Source organism: Marinovum sp., from assembly GCF_034669705.1.
GTDB lineage: Bacteria > Pseudomonadota > Alphaproteobacteria > Rhodobacterales > Rhodobacteraceae > Marinovum.
On record NZ_JAXMOR010000004.1, the window covers coordinates 148631 to 165458 of the forward strand.

A 16828-nucleotide genomic window follows, 5' to 3' on the forward strand; every position below is an offset into this window, starting at 1 on the left:
GGACTCTATATCCTGTAATAGGTACTGTAAATACCAATTCAAAGAGCGATCGAGACCACATGCGCCTGACATCCTTTACCGACTACGGATTGCGCATGTTGATGCGCATGGCCAGCGCGCCGGAACGCGCCTATTCGACTGCGGAGCTGGCCGAGGAATTCGACCTGTCCCGCAACCACCTGACCAAGATCATGCAACGGCTGGCCCGGGGCGGCATCGTCGAGACCCGCAGGGGCGGCGGCGGTGGAGCAGTGCTGTGCAAAGCGCCCGAGGACATTCGGCTGGGCGACGTGGTGCGCCTGCTTGAACAGGGGCAGGCGCTGGTCGAATGTTTTGCAGCCGATGGTGGCGACTGCACCATCGACGGACGCTGTCGGCTGAAGGCCCGGCTGCGCAGCGCTGAGGCGCGCTTTCTGGAAGAGCTGAACGGATCGACGCTCGCCGAAATCGCCCTGTCGCCGCAGGCGGCGTGATTTGACTGCCCGGCAGGATTTCCTGCCAGAGCGGCGGCACGGCTCCAGAACAATATTTTTTGCGAACATTTCCGGCCCTTCCGCATCCAATCGTCAGAGCGCCCGCAAGAACAGGCGTTCGCATGGAATGAAAAGGAGCCACGCATGAAACTCTCAACCGCTGTCCTGGCCATCGCGGCGTCGATGACCACCGGACCCGCCTTTGCTCATGAGGAAGACGCCCTGACGGCCTCGCCCCCGGGCGATCCTTACGTCCAGGTCAGTGACGTCCTGCCATTGCCGGAATTCTTGCCCGGCCTCGGCACGCTCTTCGTCGATCCGGGCACTCTGCCCGCCGGGCCGTTCTTGTCCTATGACCATGACGGAAGGCTCTCGGCCACGGTCTACATGACGCCACTCGAGGATATGGCAAGCGGCACGGCCTATGACGGTCTGGGCATCGGCTCGCACACGGTGAGTGGTGTCGACATCTATTACAACGCAGGCCATCCGGGGGTCGAGAAACCTCATGCCCATGTCGTGCTCTACCACGACGAGGACGCCAAGGGACGTCTGGCGGAATGAAACCGGACCGCAGACAAATCCTGGCAATGGGGGGCGGGCTTTGCGGCGGCCTCCTTACCCAGCGCGCGCTTGCCGCCGCGCCGGTCGAGGTGATCGAGATGCGCGGCACCGCGCGCGGTGAACGCATCTGGTTTGCACCACGCGGGCTGGCGGTCGCGACGGACACGGTGCTGCGCTTCGTCAATCGCGACCCTGGCAACAGCCACACCGCCACGGCCTATCACCCGGGCCTATTCGACCGCGCCCGCAGGATTCCGGCGGCGGCATCGCCCTGGGACAGCGACTTCCTGCTTCCGGGCGCAAGTTTCGACGTCACACTCACGGTCCCGGGCGTCTACGACTTCTACTGCATCCCGCACGAGATGGCCGCCATGGTCGGGCGCATTGTTGTGGGCGCGCCCGATGATCCGGGATGGGAGGGCACGGCCGGACCGTCGAAAGACGTGTCGCAGGCGGTGCTTGCCGCCCTGCCCCCGGTCAACGAAATCCTGTTGCGCGGCCGCATCGAGGAGGCAACAAGATGACCAGACATGCCCTGATCCCGGCGCCGCTCACGGCGCTTCCTCCGGCCAGCGAGGCCGAGCTTGTCGAGGGCGCCCGCGCCGGGAACGAGGTCGCCATCCGCGAGCTTGTCCGGCGGCTCAATCCGCGGCTGTTTCGCGTGGCGCGAGGCATCATGCCCAGCGACACGGATGCCGAGGAGGTGGTGCAGGAAGCGTATTTGAATGCCTTTTCCAGGCTTGCCCAATTCGACGGACGGGCGCGGTTTTCGACCTGGATCACCCGGATTGCCATCAATGCCGCGCGCATGCGCCTGCGTCGCGCGCGATTTGAAGAGGATTATGACACTGTGAACGAGACCGAGACAGACGCGGTCATCGCCTTTCCCGGCCAGCATCAAGAACGACCCGAGACCGCTCTTGGCCGCTCGCAGGTTCGCGACCTGCTTGAAACGGCCATCGCGGCGCTGCCATCCGATCTGCGGTTGCCGTTCCTGCTGCGCGAGGTCGAGGGCATGACGCTTCGGGACATCGCCGAAGACCTGTCGCTCAATGCGATCACGGTTAGAACGCGTCTGTTCCGCGCCCGCCGCAGATTGCGCGCCATTCTCGAGGCGAGAATCGAAGGCGGCTTCGATCAGGCCTTTCCGTTTGCAGGCACACGCTGCGCAGGCATGGCCGACCGGGTGATTGCGGAACTATGCGCGCCCACTACGTCCTGACCAAGGCACGAGACCGCGACACCGGCCCGAGAAAGGTTGCGACATGACACATCATTTGACGCTGAAACAGATCGAACCTGTCACCCACGATACCTATCACCTGGTTTTCGACCGTACTGAGCGCTTCGAGTTCACTCCAGGTCAGGGGGTTGAGCTATTTCTGCAAAAGGACGGCTGGAAGGACGAGGGACGCCCCTTCACGCCAGTCACCCTGCCGCATGAGCCGACGCTTGAATTCGTCCTCAAGTCCTATCCGGACCACAACGGCGTGACCGAGCAGATCCGCATGATGCAGCCTGGTGATGCGGTCGACATGAAAGACCCCTTTGGTGCGATCTCGAATGAAGGTTCCGGCGTCTTCATCGCCGGTGGCGCCGGGGTGACACCAATGATTGCGGTCCTGCGCAAGCGGCTCCACGATCACGGCACACTTGACGGCTCGACGCTGATCTTCGCCAACAAGACCGAGGCCGACATCATCTGGCGCGACAGGTTCGAGGAGATGGAGGGCCTGCAGACGGTTTTCGTGGTCGATGAGAGCGATGGAAGCGTTCCAGAGCAACGCGTCGACCGCGATTTCCTGAGCGGCTTTGTCGGCACCGACAGCCGCTGCTATCTTTGCGGCCCTCCGCCGATGATGAAGGCGGTCCGCGCGGCGCTTCAAGAACTGGGCGTCAAGGACGACAGGATCATCGAAGAGAAATTCTAGCCATGACGACCGTCCGCGTTCGCCTCTGGGATCAGGAGCCCGAAGCCGGCGTCATGGCCGCTTCGATCGTACGAAGATGCCGCCGCATGGCGGCTTCGGCCCGTTCGGGCGTGCCCTCGGCAACCGCCTGCACGATGGCGTCATGCTGGTCGCTGTGCAATGTCCTGAACTCTTCCACCCCGATGCGCCGATAGGTTCGGTCCCATTCCCGCTGCCAGGCGATCCGGCGGCGCGCGCCGGACAAGAACGACAGAAATCCCGCAAGCACCGGATTTCCCGATACCGCGGCAATCGCGCGGTGAAAGGCGTCGTCAGCGGCCTCGCATTCGGACAATGCACGCGCCCGGCGCCCCTGCGCCACGCGACGCCGGAGCAGGACAACCTCCTCCGGTCCCGCGTGACGTGCGGCCTCGGCGGCGACCTGCGGCTCCAGCAGCAAACGCGCGGCCATCACATCCCTTGGCGTCGCCCCTTCCACCAGTACCGTTTCTCGGATCGGCAGATGCCGGGGTCGCACGCCGAGAAAAGTGCCCTGCCCAACGTGGCGCCACAGCAGACCTTCGGATTCCAGGACGCCCAGGGCCTTGCGAAGCGTTTCCCGGCTGCAGTCAAACTTATGCGCCAGCGATCGCTCATCCGGCAGTCGTGTCTCGCCCGGCGGCATGTCCTCGGTGAGAAAGCGGCGCAGCTGCGCTTCGACGATGGCGGGCGATGTGCGTGGCATGACGGTTCCTTTTACAGACCAATTTGCAGACCATTCGGCTTTGCGGCAAGAGCCTTTTACAACCGGATGCTCAGAGAGGAGCCATCATGCTGGATATCATCGTTCTGGCCGTCGCCGGCCTGGCGGCGGGCCTTTTGAACGCGGTGGCGGGCGGCGGCACGTTCCTCAGCTTGCCCGCGTTGATCTGGGTCGGCGTGCCGCCCGTGAGCGCCAATGCCACTGCGACGCTGACCGCCCTGCCCGGCTATCTCAGCAGCGCCTGGGCTTTTCGCGACGACATGCGCGCGCAGGGCAGCGTCGGGCTCCGGGGCATAACCTTGGCCGGGATGGCCGGAAGCCTGATCGGCGCGCTGTTGCTGATTGTCACCCCGGCCGAGGTGTTCATGGGCGTGGTGCCCTGGCTGCTTCTGGCCGCTACGGTCCTGTTCGCCGGCGCGCCGAGGATCCTGCGCGCCGCTCGCGTCGCCGGGCTCGGGGACGCCGGGCCGCTCGCGACCGTGACGGCGCTGGTCGCGGTGTCGATCTATGGCGGCTATTTCAACGGCGGGCTGGGGATCATGCTGCTGGCGACGTTCAGCCTGTTGGGCTATGCCGATCTGCACGGCATGAACGGGCTTAAAAACCTCTTGTCGGCGGTCCTGTCCATCGTCTCCGTCGTGACCTTCATCACTGCCGGGCTGATCGCCTGGGAACAGGCGGCGGTGATGGCGCTGGCCTCGCTGGTCGGCGGTTACGTCGGCGCTCGCCAAAGCCGCAAGATCGTCAATACTGACCTTCTGCGCCTGTTCTTGACCGGCGTCGGTGCGGTGATGACACTCGTGTTCTTCATCGCCTGATGCGGGTCGGTCACCCGGAACTCGAAGCTCCAGGCCAAATAGCATTCATTGGTGAAAAGGTACGACGCTACTTTCAAAATTCCCGATAAAGAGCTGTATCGGGTTTGCGGGTGGCCGTGTCCCACTTTCAGTCGCATAGTTCGACCAAACGCCAAGCCGGTTGCAGGAGCCAACATGACCGCAAAATACTATGCCCCCCACGGCGGCCACCCCGGCCAGGATCAGCTTCTGACCGACCGGGCCGTGTTCACCGATGCCTATGCCGTGATCCCGAAAGGGACCATGCGCGACATCGTCACCAGCTTTCTGCCGTTCTGGGAAGATACCCGGCTCTGGGTCATATCCCGTCCCTTGAGCGGTTTTGCCGAGACCTTTTCGCAATACATCATGGAAGTGCAGCCCGGCGGCGGCTCGGACCGGCCGGAGACCGACCCGGGCGCGGAAGGCGTGCTGTTCGTTGTCGAAGGCACCGCCACCCTGACCGTGAACGGCGAAAGCCATGAAATGACGCCTGGCGGCTATGCCTACCTGCCGCCGTCCAGCGGCTGGACTCTCTACAACCGTGGTGACGAGACCCTGCGGTTTCACTGGGTGCGCAAAGCCTATGAGGCGGTGGAAGGCCTCGACCTGCCCGACGTGCTTGTCCTGAACGAGAATGACATCACGCCTTCGGTGATGCCGGATACTGATGGCAAATGGGCCACCACCCGGTTCGTCGATCCGGGCGACCTGCGCCATGACATGCACGTAACTGTCGTGACCTTTGAGCCCGGCGCCGTGATCCCATTCCTCGAAACTCACGTCATGGAGCACGGACTTTACGTGCTGGAAGGCAAGGCGGTCTATCGCCTGAACAATGACTGGGTCGAGGTCGAGGCGGGCGATTACATGTGGCTGCGCGCCTTCTGCCCGCAGGCCTGTTACGCGGGCGGTCCGGGCAAGTTCCGCTACCTCCTTTACAAGGACGTCAACCGCCACATGGCGTTGCGCCCGGCCTTTGGAGGCGCTGCCCAGCCCGCGACATTCAGGTCGGCAGCCGAGTAGCCATACCGCCGATGGCACGCGTCAATTCATCGGCCGCCTCGATCACGGGGCGGCTTAGCCGTTTGATTTCGTCTTCGCTGACGCGGCTCGTGGGTCCGGACACCGAAAGTCCCGCGACAGCTTCGCCGTTCACGTCAAACACCGGGGCGGCAATGCAACGCATTCCAATGTTCTTTTCTTCGTTGTCGATGGAAAAGCCGCGCTCTCGCACCGCTCTCAGATCGCTTTTCAACGCTTCATGGGTGGTGATCGTGTGCAGGGTAAAGACCTCAAGCTTGGCTGAGGCCAGGAACCGATCGAGACGGCGGTCGTCCATCTTCGCCAAAAGCGCCTTGCCGATGCCGGACGAATGCATGGGCGAAAGCGTGCCAGGCGGAAAGAAGGCACGGATGTTGGCGTGGGTCTCGACCTGGCTCAGGAAGAGGACCGCGCCCTCCTGTTCCACCCCCAGATTGGCGGTCTCGCCGGTGTCTTCCATGAGCCGCCGCAGGATCGGTCGGGCCCGATCAACAAGGCTGGTGCGCCGCAGGAAACGCGCGCCGATAACGAAGGCCCGCGGACCGATGTGCCAAGTCTGATCCTCGGCTTCGAACTCCACTAGCCCCCTGCCCTGCAGCGTAACGAGAATGCGGTAAACTGTGGCATTTGACTGGGCTGTCTCGGCCGCAAGCGCCGTCAGGGTCTTGCCCTGTGCTTCGCTGAGATACTCGAACACCTCCATCGCGCGGTCGAGCGACTTGATCGTGTTCTGCGCGGTTTTGTCGTCCCATCCCCGCGGCCTGCCGCGCGCACTCCGGGGCGCCCGCTTTCTCGCATTGTCTTGAGAATCCATAAGAACCTGCTGAATTTTGACGAAAGATGAATTCACTATATGAAAAATATAAGGCTATGACAATGCGCGTTATTTTCTAGAAATACGACAGAGAGGCGATGTTTTCAAAATAATATCGGCACGTCGCGCCATCTCTTATGTTGCATACAACCACGGAAGGAGACCCCACCAATGAGCTTTCAGAACCCCGTTTTCATACCCGGCCCGACCAACATGCCCGAGGCCATCCGCCAGGCCTGTTACATGCCAACGATCGATCACCGCTCGCCGGTCTTTGGCAAGATCCTGCACCCCTGTCTTGAAGGTGTTCGCAAGGTTCTGAAATCGAACAGCGCGCATATCTTCATCTTCCCCTCGACCGGAACGGGCGGCTGGGAAACCACGCTGACGAACTGCCTGTCGGCGGGCGACAAGGTACTGGTCGCGCGTAACGGCATGTTCTCGCATCGCTGGATCGACATGTGCCAACGTCACGGCCTCGACGTTCAGGTTGTCGAAACGCCCTGGGGCAACGGCATCCCGACGGGTGAATACGAAGCGATTCTGAAGGCCGACACCGACCACACCATCAAGGCCGTGCTGGCCACGCACAACGAGACCGCAACCGGGGTGAAATCCGACATTTCAGGTGTTCGCAAGGCAATGGATGCCGCAGGTCACCCGGCGTTGCTGTTCGTCGATGGCGTGTCCTCAATCGGCTCGATGGATTTCCGTTTCGACGAGTGGAAGGTCGACGTTGCCGTGACCGGATCGCAAAAGGGCTTCATGCTGCCTGCCGGCTTGGCCATTGTCGGGTTCTCGGACAAGGCGCGCTCTGCTGCCGATACCGCCACCCTGCCGCGGACATTCTTTGACATCCGCGACATGGAAAAGGGCTATGCCAACAACGCATTTCCCTACACGCCGCCGGTTGGCCTGATGAACGGGCTGAAACTGTCGCTGGAGATGATCCACGAAGAAGGCATCGACAACGTCATCGCCCGTCACGCAAGGATCGCCACAGGTGTGCGTCACGCCATCGACGCCTGGGGCCTGGAGCTTTGCGCCAACAAGCCCGAATGGTATTCCGACAGCGTCAGCGCGATCCGCACGCCCGAAGGGTTCAACGCGACGTCCATCGTCACCCACGCGGCCGAGAAATACGGCATGGCGTTTGGTGTGGGCCTCGGCGAAGTCGCTGGCAAGGTGTTCCGCATCGGCCACCTCGGCAGCCTGACCGACGCGCTCATGCTGTCCGGGCTGGCCACTGCCGAAATGGTGATGAAAGACCTCGGCCTGGATATCAAACTGGGATCGGGTGTCGCCGCGGCGCAGGAATATTACCGTCACGGATCCTGAGCCTAAGACTTGAGAGGACATTGACCATGTACATCCCAACCTATCAGGACATGCTCGACGCGCATGAGCGGATCAAGCCGTATATTCGCAAGACGCCGATCCGCCAGTCGGACTACCTCAACGAGCTGACCGGAGCGGAGCTGTTCTTCAAGTGCGAGAACTTCCAGGAGCCGGGGGCCTTCAAGGTCCGCGGCGCCTCGAACGCGGTGTTCGGGCTGGATGACGATCAGGCGAAAAAGGGCGTGGCGACGCATTCGTCGGGCAACCACGCCTCTTGTCTGTCTTATGCGGCCATGAAACGCGGCATCCCTTGCAACGTGGTCATGCCGCGTACAGCGCCGCAGGCCAAAAAGGACACCGTGAAACGATACGGCGGAAAGATCACCGAATGCGAGCCTTCGACCTCATCACGGGAAGAAGCCTTCGCCAAGGTACAGGCCGAGACTGGCGGCGATTTCGTGCACCCCTACAACGACCCGCGGGTGATCGCCGGTCAGGGGACCTGTTCGAAGGAATTCATCGAACAGGTCGACGGTCTTGACTTTGCGGTCGCGCCGATCGGCGGTGGCGGGATGATTTCGGGCACCTGCCTGACGCTGTCCAATGCTGCGCCGGAGACGAAGATCATCGCCGCCGAGCCCGAACAGGCTGACGACGCCTATCGCAGCTTCAAGGCCGGGCACATCATCGCCGATGACGCGCCCAAGACCATCGCTGACGGGCTTCTGGTGCCGCTGAAGGACCTGACCTGGCACTTCGTGTCGAACCATGTGTCCGACATCTTCACCGCGACCGAACAGGAAATTATCGACGCGATGAAGCTGACCTGGAAACACCTGCGCGTGGTCATGGAGCCGTCCTCGGCGGTGCCTCTGGCCACAATTCTGAAAAACCCCGACACCTTCAAAGGCAAGCGTGTCGGCATCATCATCACCGGCGGCAATGTCGATCTCGACAAGCTGCCCTGGTATCAATGAGGGAGACAAGACAATGAATGCACCCGTGAATTTCGACGATCTCGAAGTCGGCTTCGACGTCCCCGCCGTTCCCGGCATGGACGAAGCCGATATCCAGACCCCCTGCCTGGTGCTGGATCTCGACGCGCTGGAATACAACATCAAGAAGATGGGCGACTATGCCAAGGCGCATGGCATGCGTCACCGCGCCCACGGCAAGATGCACAAGTCGGTGGACGTACTGAAGCTTCAGATGGAACTGGGCGGCGCCATCGGCGTTTGCTGTCAGAAAGTGTCCGAAGCCGAAGTGTTCGCCCGCGCCGGGATCAAGGAAATCCTGGTGTCGAACCAGGTTCGTGATCCGAAGAAAATCGACCGTCTGGCGCAGATGCCAAAGGTCAGCGGTGGCGAAATCATCGTCTGTGTGGACGACGTGGCCAACGTATCGGACCTGTCGCAAGCGGCTCAGAAGCACGGTACCGAACTCGGCGTCTTCATAGAGATCGACTGTGGCGCGGGCCGCTGCGGCGTGACCACGACAGAGGCTGTCGTCGAGATTGGCAAAGCCGTACGTGACGCCAAGAACCTCAACTTCCGCGGCATACAGGCCTATCAGGGCGCGATGCAGCACATGGACAGCTTCGAGGACCGTCAGAAGAAACTCGACGCGGCCATCGCCCAGGTTCAGGACGGTATTGACGGTCTGAAAGCCGAAGGCATCGAGTGTGATCTCGTGTCCGGCGGAGGCACCGGCTCTTACTACTTCGAGAGCAATTCCGGCGTCTACAATGAGCTTCAGTGTGGCTCCTATGCCTTCATGGACGCGGACTACGGCCGCATCCTCGACAAGGACGGCAACCGCATCGACGACGGCGAATGGAAGAACGCGATGTTCCTTCTGACCTCGGTGATGAGTCATGCCAAGGAAGACAAGGCAATCGTGGATGCAGGCCTCAAGGCCCAGTCTGTCGATAGCGGTCTGCCCTTCATCTATGGCCGGAACGACGTCGAATACGTCAAGTGCTCCGACGAGCATGGTGTCGTGGCCGACCCCAAGGGCGTGCTGAAGGTCAATGACAAGCTGAAGCTGGTGCCGGGCCACTGCGACCCGACCGCCAACGTGCACGACTGGTATGTCGGTGTGCGGAACGGCAAGGTCGAAACCGTCTGGCCGGTGTCGGCCCGCGGCAAGGCCTACTAACCATCTGAGGCCCCGGGGAGGGGGAGACCCGGTCAGGGTCGCAAAGTCGCCCGTGTGTATGCTTTCCTTCCGGCAATGGCACACGGGCGCACGAACTTTCTTTGGGAGACAAGAACATGCTCATCGTACCCGAACGTGAAATCGCCGACCTGATGACCCGCGAAGCGGCCTTCGACGCCGTCGAAAAGGTCTTTGCCGCCATGGCATCGGGCGACGCCTATAACTTCCCCGTCGTGCGCGAGGCCATCGGCCACGAAGACGCGCTTTATGGCTTCAAGGGCGGCTTCGACCGCGCAGGTCTGACGCTGGGTCTGAAGGCTGGTGGTTACTGGCCCAACAACCTTGAAAAGCGCCAGATCATCAACCACCAGTCGACGGTATTCCTGTTCGATCCCGACACCGGCAAGGCCAAAGCAATGGTCGGTGGCAACCTTCTGACCGCGCTGCGCACTGCCGCGGCGTCCTCGGTGTCGATCAAGCACCTTGCGCGCAAGGATGCACGCGTCATCGGCATGGTCGGAGCAGGCCACCAGGCCAAGTTCCAGCTGCGCGCTGCGCTGGAGACGGGCAATTTCGAAAAAGTCATCGGCTGGAACTTCCATCCCGAGATGCTGCCCAACCTCGAAGAGGTGGCGAGCGAGGCTGGCCTGCCGTTCGAAGCGGTGGATCTCGACGGCATGACAGAGGCCGATGTGATCATCACCATCACCTCGTCCTTCGAAGCCATCCTGCAGGCCGATCATGTCTCGCCCGGCACGCATATCGCCTGCATGGGCACCGACACCAAGGGCAAGCAGGAAGTCGAAACGGCACTGTTGGGCAAGGCACGCGTCTTCACCGACGAGGTCGCGCAATCGGTGTCAATCGGCGAGGCGCAGCACGCGATCCAGGACCTGACCATCCACATCGAAGACGTCGCCCAGCTGGGTGCTGTTATCAATGGCACCAACCCGGGCCGGACTTCGGATGACGAGATCACCCTGTTCGACGGCACCGGAGTCGGCCTTCAGGACCTCGCGGTCGCCGCAGCCGTGGTCGATCTTGCTGTCGAAAAAGGCATCGCCATCGAGGTGGATTTCTGACGCCGCCCTAGGCGGCCTCTCTCGCTGAGATCACTAATCCTACCTCGGGTTGCGCCCTCACAGGCGCAACCACCTTTCTCTTACGCGCTCAAAGGTCTGTCAACTCATGCTCCTGCCATTGTCCCTTCTGTTCGTGGGTGCCGTCCTGGTGCTCAACGGCCTGTGGATGTCGGGCCGCATCGATGACCGCGAAATCGTGGTGATCAACGGCGCCACAGCCGCGATCACGGCGACGGTGGCCGCGGTGTCGCTGGTGCGCGTCCAAAGCGTTGACGACGTGCGCGCGGTCGCGATGACGCTGTTGTTCAGCGTGACCTACCTGTGGGTGGCGTTCAACCGGGTCAGCAGCTCGGACGGGCGCGGACTTGGCTGGTTTTCGCTGTTCGTCGCATTGTCGGTTCTGCCTGAGGCGATCGGAACGCTTGGCGCTGCCACTTCAGTGATGGAAACCTGGCTGGGCCTGTGCTGGCTGACCTGGGCTGGCCTTTGGTTCCTGTATTTCCTGACGCTGGCCATGCAGCGCCCATTCCGCAGACAGACGGCAATGGCGACTCTGCTTTGCGGCATCCTTACCGCGTGGTTGCCGGCGCTGTTCTTGATGTACGGGACCCGAACATGACCCGCCCGATCCGTATTTTCATCAACGGGTTTGGCCGTATCGGGCGCACTCTGTTTCGCCAGCTCCTGACCGAAGACGCCAGGACGCGGTTCGAAATCGTCGGCGTCAACGACATCGCGCCGCTCGAGACCTGCGCCTATCTGCTGCGTTATGACAGCGTCTACGGCCTGTTTCCCAAGGCGGTCGAGACCGGACATGGCTGGTTGGGCATCAGTACGCAACGGATACCGTTTTTCGGCAGTTCCGATCTGCGAAAGCTGGATCTGCGGCACGTGGATGTGGTGCTTGAATGCACCGGGCGCGCGCAGGACCGAGCCACCGCCGAGGCGGGGTTGGACGCAGGCGCGAGGAATGTGCTGATTTCCGGTCCGTCTGAAGCTGCTGACACGACCTTGGTGATCGGGGCCAACGAGCGCGAGCTGGGCGATGCGCGGATCGTGTCCAACGCCTCCTGCACGACCAATGCAATCGCACCCCTCTTGCGCAGCCTCGATCTCGGCCTCGGAATCGAACGGGCGCATGTGACAACGATCCATTGCTATACCGGCAGTCAGCCGACCGTTGACCAACCAGGCAGCAGCCTCGAGCGCAGCCGGGCCGCGGCGGTGTCGATGGTACCCACTACGACCAGCGCCGCAGATCAGGTGATGGGCATTCTGCCCGAGTTCCAGGGTCGATTGAGCATTGCGGCCGTACGCGTCCCTTGCCTTTCTGTCTCGGCCATCGACGCGACAATCCAAGTCGTCGAAAGCCTTGATCAACCGATGAAAGACTTCCTGCGCGAGGCCTTTGAGGGCTCGCGAGTGATTGGGCTGGTGGAGGACCCCTGCGTCTCCACAGATTTTCGGGCACGGCCCGAGTCGCTGATCATCGCGCTGCCAGAAACACAGACCAACGGCTCGCGCCAGGTGCGCCTGTTCGGTTGGTACGACAATGAATGGGGCTTTTCGGCCCGGATGATCGAGATGGCGGAACGCCTCACGGTCAGAGACGCGTAACTGGAGGAGAGAACCATGGCGCTAGACGCATCCCAGAAAGAGGCAGAACGCCAAAGGGCGCTCGACTATCACGAATTTCCCAAACCCGGGAAACTGGAAATCCGGCCGACCAAACCGATGGCGACGGCGCGCGATCTGGCGCGTGCCTATTCGCCGGGCGTGGCTGAGGCCTGCACGGAGATCGCCGCAGACCCCGCCAAAGCCACCCGATACACTGCGAAACGAAACCTCGTGGCCGTGATTTCTAACGGCACCGCCGTCCTCGGACTGGGCAATATCGGTGCGCAGGCTTCGAAACCTGTGATGGAAGGCAAGGCCGTCTTATTCAAGAAATTCGCTGGGATCGATTGCTTCGATATCGAGGTCGACGAGGCCGACCCCGAGGCGCTGGCCGACATCGTCTGCAAGCTGGAGCCGACATTCGGCGCGATCAACCTCGAAGACATCAAGGCGCCCGACTGTTTCACCGTCGAACGCATCTGCCGCGAGCGCATGGGCATTCCGGTGTTCCATGACGACCAGCACGGCACCGCGATCGTCGTGGCCGCTGCGGCGCAGAACGCGCTGAAGATAGCGGGCAAACAGCCCGAGGATATCAAAATTGTGGGTCTTGGTGCGGGAGCGGCGGGTGTTGCCTGCCTCACCATGCTGCACAAAATGGGTGTGCCGTTGGAGAACATCACCGTTTTCGACCGGGACGGTGTGCTTCATCCCGACCGCCAGAACCTCGCCCCGGAACAGATGCTTTTCACCAGATCGGAGCAAAGCACCACGTTGGAGCAGGCGCTGAAAGGCGCCGATATGTTCTTAGGCGTATCCGGTCCAGGTGCGCTGCCCGCCGACTATGTCCGCGAGATGGCCGACAACCCGATCATCCTGGCGCTCGCCAACCCGGTTCCGGAAATCATGCCGGAAGAAGCCCGCGAAGCCTCGCCCGGAGCCATGATCGCCACGGGCCGGTCGGATTATCCCAACCAGGTCAATAACGTCCTTTGCTTCCCGTTCATCTTCCGCGGTGCGCTGGACGCGGAATCGAAAGAGATCAACGACGCGATGAAGCTGGCCTGCGTTGATGCGATTGCATCGCTGGCGCGCCAGACGACCTCCGCCGAGGTGGGCGTTGCCTATGAGGGCGAAACGCTGACTTTCGGGCCGGAGTATCTGATCCCAAAACCCTTCGATCCGCGCCTCTTGCCGACCATTGCAGTGGCGGTGGCCAAGGCGGCCATGGAGTCCGGTGCGGCCCGGCGTAACCTTGACCTTGAAGCCTATCGGCAGACGCTGGAAGCCGAGGTGTTCCGGTCGTCGCTGATCATGCGCGGAGTGTTCGCGGCGGCCCGCCGGTCCAAGCGCAAGATCGTCTTTGCCGAGGGTGAGGACGACCGGGTGCTGCGCGCCGCACAGGCGATGGTCGAGGACAGCGTCGACACGCCGATCCTCGTCGGACGCCCGGAAGTTGTGGCCGGGCGGTTGGAACGTGCCGGTCTGAGCATCCAGCCGGGTCGCGACTTCGAGATCGTGAACCCGGAAAGCGACGACCGCTACCGTGATTACTGGCAGGCCTATCACGAGGTCATGCGCCGCCAGGGCGTGACGCCCGATCTGGCCAAGGCGGTTCTGCGCACTAACACCACCGCCATCGCAGCAACCATGGTGCACCGTGGTGAGGCCGACAGCATGATCTGCGGCACCTTTGGCCAGTATCTCTGGCACCTGAACTACGTGACGCAAATGCTGGCAACCAACGAATTGTCGCCAGCGGGCGCATTGTCTCTGGTGATCCTCGACGAGGGCCCGCTGTTTGTTGCCGATACCCATGTCAATGTCGAACAGACGCCGGAAACGCTGGCCCGCACCGTGCTGGCCGCAGCCCGTCACGTCCGCCGCTTTGGCGCCGAGCCGAAGATCGCGCTCTGTTCCGGATCGCAGTTCGGCAACCTCGACAGCCGCTCGGGACGAGCGATGCGGGGCGCGCTGGCGATCCTCGACAGCGAGGCACGTGATTTCGAATACGAAGGCGAAATGCACACTGATGCGGCACTCGATGCCAACCTTCGCGAACGGCTCCTGCCCGGAAACCGGCTGAGCGGTCGCGCCAATGTGCTGCTCTTCGCCAATACCGATGCAGCAGGTGCAGCGCGCAACCTGCTCAAGACCGCCGCGGGCGGCCTGGAAGTTGGACCCATCCTGATGGGCATGGGCAACCGCGCCCATATCGTGACGCCGGGTGTCACCCCGCGCGGCTTGCTCAATATCGCGGCTTTGGCCGGCTCGGACGTGTCGAGCTACGGCTGAAAGAACGGCCCGGCCGCATCTGGTACATGCGACCGGGCCTCACCCCAACCCCACCAGAGGGACTCTGGAAAAAGGAGGAGAGAGACATGTCATCCGATATGACGGCGGACGCCGTCAACCCCAATGCGGTTCATCCCGTTGATGAAAAACTGCCCGCAGCCAAGCTGTTTACCCTCGGGTTGCAGCACGTGCTGGTGATGTATGCCGGTGCCATCGCTGTGCCGCTGATCGTCGGGCGTGTGCTGAAACTGTCGCCTGAGGAAGTGGCCTTCCTGATCTCCGCGGACCTGTTCGTCTGCGGTGTCGTGACCATCATCCAGTCGATGGGGGCAAGCAAGTGGTTCGGCATCAAGATGCCGGTCATGATGGGCGTGACCTTCGCCTCGGTCGGCCCGATGGTCGCCATCGCCGCCTCGAACCCCGGTACGGAAGGGGCGCGGATGATCTTCGGCGCCATCATCGGCGCGGGCATCATCGCCATGCTGATCGCCCCGTTGGTCAGCCGCATGCTGCGCTTCTTCCCGCCGGTCGTCACCGGAACGATCATCCTTGTGATCGGCGTCACGCTGATGCGTGTCGGTATCAACTGGATCTTCGGCGTGCCGGTCGGCCCGACCGCGCCGCAACTTGTCGATCCGTCGCATGCGGACTGGCTGAACCAGGTCAAGGAACTGGGAGCCGGTGCGGTTCCCGCCATGCCAGACGGGCTGAAACTGGCCCCGACCGTGAACAACGTGAACTACGCGACGCCGCAGAACATGCTGATCTCGGCCGTGGTGCTGGGCACCATCGTCGTGGTGATGAAGTTCGCCCGCGGCTTCCTGGCCAACATCTCGGTGTTGCTGGGCATCGTGGTCGGCGCGGTGCTCTGCGGGGTCCTCGGTATCATGCACTTCGAGCACGTCGCCAAGGCCGGCTGGTTCGAGCTGATCACCCCGTTCCGCTTCGGCCTGCCCATCTTCGATCCGATTATGATCCTGACCATGACCCTTGTGATGATCGTCGTGATGATCGAATCCACCGGCATGTTCCTGGCGCTGAGCGACATCTGCGAACGCAAGGTCGAACGCCCCTCGCTGTCAGCCGGCCTACGCACCGACGGCCTGGGCACGCTGATCGGTGGTCTGTTCAACACCTTCCCCTACACCTCGTTCAGCCAGAACGTGGGCCTTGTCGGGGTGACCGGCATCCGGTCGCGCTATGTCTGCGTAGCGGGCGGCGCGATCATGATCGTCCTCGGCCTGGTGCCGAAAATGGGTGCGCTGGTCGAAGCTCTGCCTGTGGCCATTCTGGGCGGCGCGGGCCTGGTGATGTTCGGCATGGTGGCTGCGACCGGCATCCGCATCCTCGGCGGCGTGGATTTCAAAGTGAACCGCTACAATGGCCTGATCGTCGCGATCTCGCTGGGCATGGGGATGATCCCGCTGATCGCGCCGAAATTCGTGATGTGGCTGCCGCATTCGATCGAACCGCTGATCCATTCCGGCATCCTGCTGGCCTCGATCTCGGCGGTGGCGCTGAACGTCGCCTTCAACGGTGCGAAGGACGTTACCGAAGAGGAACTGCGCGAAGCGGCATTGCAGGCCGAAGGCGGCCACTGATCCGGCATGTGCCAAGGCCCGAAAATGAAACCCCGGCCGGTAACGGTCGGGGTTTTGCTTGTCGAGTACAACAGTACGTCAAGAAATGGAGGACGCCATGTGTGCAATGACGCCTGAAGTGGTCGCGGTGATACTGCGCCGGTTGCCCATGTCGGCAAAGCGTGACGTGCAGAAGGCCAATGCAAGGCTGCGCGTGGCAGCGGAACGATACCCGGGCTTTCAGGGCGCACAGGACACTTTTCTTCCGACCAATGGAAACCACGTCGATCTCGTAACGGTTTTCAGCTTTGACATCCGCCGGCACCTGCAACGCTGAGAAGGTTCGCGGGAACGC

General features: G+C 62.2%; 18 protein-coding genes. 16 read left to right on the top strand and 2 right to left on the bottom strand.

The genetic code is table 11. The features are described 5' to 3' along the window. Positions 1–59: 59 nt before the first annotated feature. The 5 genes from VOI27_RS04530 (at position 60) to VOI27_RS04550 (ending at position 2968) form a co-directional block, all read left to right on the top strand. Positions 60–473, top strand: a complete 414-nt coding sequence (locus VOI27_RS04530) for an Rrf2 family transcriptional regulator (protein WP_323764108.1) — start codon at positions 60–62, stop codon at positions 471–473. A gap of 144 nt (positions 474–617) precedes the next feature. Next, on the top strand, positions 618–1037 hold the full coding sequence (locus VOI27_RS04535; RefSeq protein WP_323764109.1) for a hypothetical protein: 420 nt from the start codon (positions 618–620) through the stop codon (positions 1035–1037). Continuing rightward, positions 1034–1561: a cupredoxin domain-containing protein gene (locus tag VOI27_RS04540; RefSeq protein WP_323764110.1), complete on the top strand. Its 528-nt coding sequence runs from the start codon at positions 1034–1036 to the stop codon at positions 1559–1561. Before VOI27_RS04535 ends, VOI27_RS04540 begins: the two co-directional genes overlap by 4 nt. Continuing rightward, on the top strand, positions 1558–2259 hold the full coding sequence (locus tag VOI27_RS04545) for an RNA polymerase sigma factor (protein WP_323764111.1): 702 nt from the start codon (positions 1558–1560) through the stop codon (positions 2257–2259). Before VOI27_RS04540 ends, VOI27_RS04545 begins: the two co-directional genes overlap by 4 nt. A gap of 43 nt (positions 2260–2302) precedes the next feature. Further along, on the top strand, positions 2303–2968 hold the full coding sequence (locus tag VOI27_RS04550) for an FAD-binding oxidoreductase (protein ID WP_323764112.1): 666 nt from the start codon (positions 2303–2305) through the stop codon (positions 2966–2968). Positions 2969–2999: 31 nt separating this feature from the next. Here VOI27_RS04550 and VOI27_RS04555 read toward each other — a convergent pair whose 3' ends face one another. Further along, complete coding sequence (locus tag VOI27_RS04555; RefSeq protein WP_323764113.1) at positions 3000–3692, bottom strand: FadR/GntR family transcriptional regulator; 693 nt, start codon at positions 3690–3692, stop codon at positions 3000–3002. A gap of 86 nt (positions 3693–3778) precedes the next feature. Between VOI27_RS04555 and VOI27_RS04560 the strand changes: the two genes are divergently transcribed. Then, positions 3779–4528 carry a sulfite exporter TauE/SafE family protein gene (locus VOI27_RS04560; protein WP_323764114.1) on the top strand — a complete coding sequence of 250 codons (750 nt, stop codon included), beginning with the start codon at positions 3779–3781 and terminating at the stop codon, positions 4526–4528. Between the two features lie 174 nt (positions 4529–4702). Further along, positions 4703–5572, top strand: coding sequence for a bifunctional allantoicase/(S)-ureidoglycine aminohydrolase (locus tag VOI27_RS04565; protein ID WP_323764115.1), 870 nt, complete (start codon positions 4703–4705; stop codon positions 5570–5572). Here the strand turns inward: VOI27_RS04565 and bhcR are convergent. Continuing rightward, on the bottom strand, positions 5553–6404 hold the full coding sequence (bhcR, locus tag VOI27_RS04570) for an HTH-type transcriptional regulator BhcR (protein WP_323764116.1): 852 nt from the start codon (positions 6402–6404) through the stop codon (positions 5553–5555). The genes VOI27_RS04565 and bhcR overlap by 20 nt on opposite strands. A 171-nt stretch (positions 6405–6575) precedes the next feature. On the opposite strand from bhcR, the gene bhcA reads away from it, so the two are divergent. The 9 genes from bhcA (at position 6576) to VOI27_RS04615 (ending at position 16810) form a co-directional block, all read left to right on the top strand. Beyond that, positions 6576–7742 (top strand): L-aspartate--glyoxylate aminotransferase BhcA, encoded by a 1167-nt coding sequence (gene bhcA, locus VOI27_RS04575; protein ID WP_323764117.1) that lies wholly within the window; start codon positions 6576–6578, stop codon positions 7740–7742. Positions 7743–7768: 26 nt separating this feature from the next. Next, a complete protein-coding gene (gene bhcB / locus VOI27_RS04580; RefSeq protein WP_323764118.1) occupies positions 7769–8719 on the top strand; it encodes a beta-hydroxyaspartate dehydratase BhcB in 951 nt (316 codons plus the stop codon). Between the two features lie 13 nt (positions 8720–8732). Beyond that, entirely contained in the window at positions 8733–9899 is a 1167-nt protein-coding gene (gene bhcC / locus VOI27_RS04585) for a 3-hydroxy-D-aspartate aldolase BhcC (protein WP_323764119.1), read from the top strand. 116 nt (positions 9900–10015) lie between these two features. Continuing rightward, complete coding sequence (bhcD, locus tag VOI27_RS04590; RefSeq protein ID WP_323764120.1) at positions 10016–10981, top strand: iminosuccinate reductase BhcD; 966 nt, start codon at positions 10016–10018, stop codon at positions 10979–10981. A gap of 106 nt (positions 10982–11087) precedes the next feature. Then, complete coding sequence (locus VOI27_RS04595; protein WP_323764121.1) at positions 11088–11600, top strand: AmiS/UreI family transporter; 513 nt, start codon at positions 11088–11090, stop codon at positions 11598–11600. Continuing rightward, on the top strand, positions 11597–12598 hold the full coding sequence (locus VOI27_RS04600) for a type I glyceraldehyde-3-phosphate dehydrogenase (RefSeq protein ID WP_323764122.1): 1002 nt from the start codon (positions 11597–11599) through the stop codon (positions 12596–12598). Before VOI27_RS04595 ends, VOI27_RS04600 begins: the two co-directional genes overlap by 4 nt. A 15-nt stretch (positions 12599–12613) precedes the next feature. Further along, complete coding sequence (locus VOI27_RS04605) at positions 12614–14893, top strand: NADP-dependent malic enzyme (protein ID WP_323764123.1); 2280 nt, start codon at positions 12614–12616, stop codon at positions 14891–14893. Positions 14894–14979: 86 nt separating this feature from the next. Then, a complete protein-coding gene (locus tag VOI27_RS04610) occupies positions 14980–16494 on the top strand; it encodes a nucleobase:cation symporter-2 family protein (RefSeq protein WP_323764124.1) in 1515 nt (504 codons plus the stop codon). Between the two features lie 106 nt (positions 16495–16600). Further along, positions 16601–16810: a hypothetical protein gene (locus VOI27_RS04615; protein ID WP_323764125.1), complete on the top strand. Its 210-nt coding sequence runs from the start codon at positions 16601–16603 to the stop codon at positions 16808–16810. Positions 16811–16828: the final 18 nt, after the last annotated feature.